General features: G+C 60.9%; 3 protein-coding genes. 2 read left to right on the plus strand and 1 reads right to left on the minus strand.

Features of this window, described 5'->3' with window-relative positions:
• Positions 1–339, minus strand: a 339-nt coding sequence (locus AC1DWT_RS50735) for a TetR/AcrR family transcriptional regulator (protein ID WP_477926209.1), incomplete at its 3' end; no start/stop codon positions are given.
• Between the two features lie 339 nt (positions 340–678).
• On the opposite strand from AC1DWT_RS50735, the gene AC1DWT_RS50740 reads away from it, so the two are divergent.
• Both AC1DWT_RS50740 and AC1DWT_RS50745 read left to right on the plus strand, forming a co-directional pair.
• Positions 679–1,872, plus strand: a complete 1,194-nt coding sequence (locus AC1DWT_RS50740) for an LLM class flavin-dependent oxidoreductase (protein ID WP_477926210.1) — start codon at positions 679–681, stop codon at positions 1,870–1,872.
• On the plus strand, positions 1,869–2,638 hold a 770-nt coding region (locus AC1DWT_RS50745; RefSeq protein WP_477926211.1), incomplete at its 3' end, for an enoyl-CoA hydratase-related protein. The genes AC1DWT_RS50740 and AC1DWT_RS50745, both read left to right, overlap by 4 nt.

Consider the following 2,638-nt stretch of genomic DNA (forward strand, 5'->3'; position numbering starts at 1 on the left):
AATTAGCGTTGTCGGAGCCGCAGACAGCACCGACCTGATGTGGAAGTCGACCATGGCGTCCAGCGCAGCACGCGGATCGGGCTCCGATTCCACCGTCGCCCGCGCGGACTGATGGAGAAACTCCAACGGATTTTCCACCACTGCGATGAGGAGGGCCTGCTTGTTCTGGAAGTGACGATAGAGCCCGGGAGCGGAGATTCCCGCCTTCGCGCAGATCATCTCGACCGTGACCGAGTCGTAGGGCTTGTGCAGGAACAGATCGGCGGCGACTCTTAGCAGTAGCTCCCGGCGTGACGGGCGAACCGTTGGCGCCGTTGCCGGCATCTGGTCAGTCTTCATGGTTCACACCAGCAACTGGAGAGCCCAAAAAATCAGGGACCGGCGCATGAAGAGTCGCACACCACCCGCAGGCGGCGCGCCCAACCATCTTGATCAGTTCCATGCAACCAATGGTAACACTCATTAACACAATCGGACAGCAGACGGACACCTGCCGTCGTTAGCTGCGGGCCGACACTCCCCCGCGGGACCCCACGATTTCACGTCTGGTCAGGCATGTTGCTAGCCGGGCCCAATGAAGGCGCTGGATTGCCCGCCAAGTGTTGACAAGCTCACACTCTCGTTCTACGTTAATGCTCATTCACGTTAATGCGCATTCACACACGAAAGGTTGTGGCTATGCGATTCATCTTCATGAGCGAGGGCGAAACGCCCCCAGGGCATACCCATGAGCACCGTTACCGGGAGCTCGTCGACGAGGTCCTCCTCGCCGAAGAGGTGGGATTCGATGCGTTCGGCACTTCTGAGCAGCACGTGGCGATCGGCACAGCGACGACATCCGCCCCGGAGGTCCTCTATCCGTACCTGATGGCCCTCACCACACGCATTCGGTTCGTGCACCTGGTCACCCTGCTGCCCACACGCATCAACCACGCGCTTCGGGTCGCCGAGAGGCTGGCCACCGAAGACATTCTGTCCAACGGCCGCGTGGAACTCGGTGTCGGCCGAGGCAATACCACACTCGCACTGCGCGCCTTTGAGGTTTCGCCGACGGAAAACAAGGCGCAGCAGATTGAAGGGCTCGAAGTCATTCGCCGCGCACTGCACAACGATGTCTTCTCGTTCGTGGGCGAGCACTACAAGATCCCACCACGAAGCCTGGTACCCAAAGGAATTCAAACTCCGTATCCACCGATCCACATGGCCACCGGAAGTCCCGAATCTGTTCGAACTGCCGCCGAACTCGGCGTCGGCGCGATTGTCGGAGGCTTCTACCTCGGCTTCGAATTCCTCGAGAACATGCTCCGCATCTACGACGACGCTCTCGCCGGCGCGACGCACACATACCCACGACAGGCACAAAAGCTCGTCGCGGTCGGCGGCGGTATGCATTGCGCCGAAACCCGGGACGAAGCCCTCAAGTGGGCAAGGGGCCTCACTGAATCAGTCGCACTATCGACGGACGCATACCAGCGCCTCTCGAAACTCTCCGATGACTACCAGTACATGGGAGCCGTCAAGCATCTCGACTTCAACGACGAACGTTACATGTTCGAAGAGTCGTCCGGCTTCATCGTAGGAGATCCCGAGGACTGCGTCGCCCAGGTCCAGCGATTCGCCGACTTGGGCGCCGACTCCCTCGTCATGCGCATCGACGGGCTCCCCCACAAGGAACTGATGAAGTCGATCGAACTGTTCGGCAAATACGTAATCCCCAAGTTCAAGAACCCCAAGGCTGTCGTGCGCACCCCTGAGGCGATTCTGGACGACATTCGCACCGCACGACCGGCCCACTATGCCGAGCTCGAAGCGTTCGAAAGTGCACAGAAGGAAACAACCGGCAACACCGTCGAGGTAGGAGAAGCACGATGAGCACATTGGCCGCGGATGACATCTTTAGCCGCTACCCGAAGGAGATCTTGATCGAGCGCAAGCCGAACGGGGTCCTCCTCATCACCATCAACCGTCCCGAGCGACTGAACTCCCTGACGATGCCGATGTTCAAGCACCTGTCCGAAATCTGGGAGGACGTCGACCGAGACCCCCAGACGCGAGTCGCCGTCATCACCGGCGCCGGCCGCGGCTTCTGCACGGGCATGGACGTGCGCCAACCGGACCCCACTCTGGATGATGCGATCGAACTCATGGAGGACGAACGGCGACGGATCATGAGCCTCCTGAACATGGACAAGCCACTCATCTCGGCGATCAACGGACCGGCGGTGGGCTGGGGTTTGTCGATGGCACTGCTCGCGGATATCAGCGTAGCCGCTGAGGACGCCTTGCTCCTGGACGGCCACACCCGCATCGGGGTGGTCGCCGGCGACCATTCTTCCCTGATCTGGCCGCTGCTGGCCGGCATGGCCAAAACGAAGTACTACCAACTCACTTCAGCAAGTCTGACTGGCGCGGAGGCTGAGCGCATCGGCCTGGTAAGCCTCACCGAACCGAAGGACGCCGTGCTCGGGCGTGCCCTGGCGATCGCCGATGATCTTGCGCAGGGCTCGCAGCAGGCAATCCGCTGGACGAMGCGATCGCTGAACTCAGGTTGGCTGACCAACGCCCTCCCTCAGCAGGAATTGTCTGCGGCGTTGGAGACCCTCAATTTCGCCGGCGCGGACTACACAGAGGCCCGACA

This window comes from Rhodococcus sp. P4_B6 (assembly GCF_056402215.1).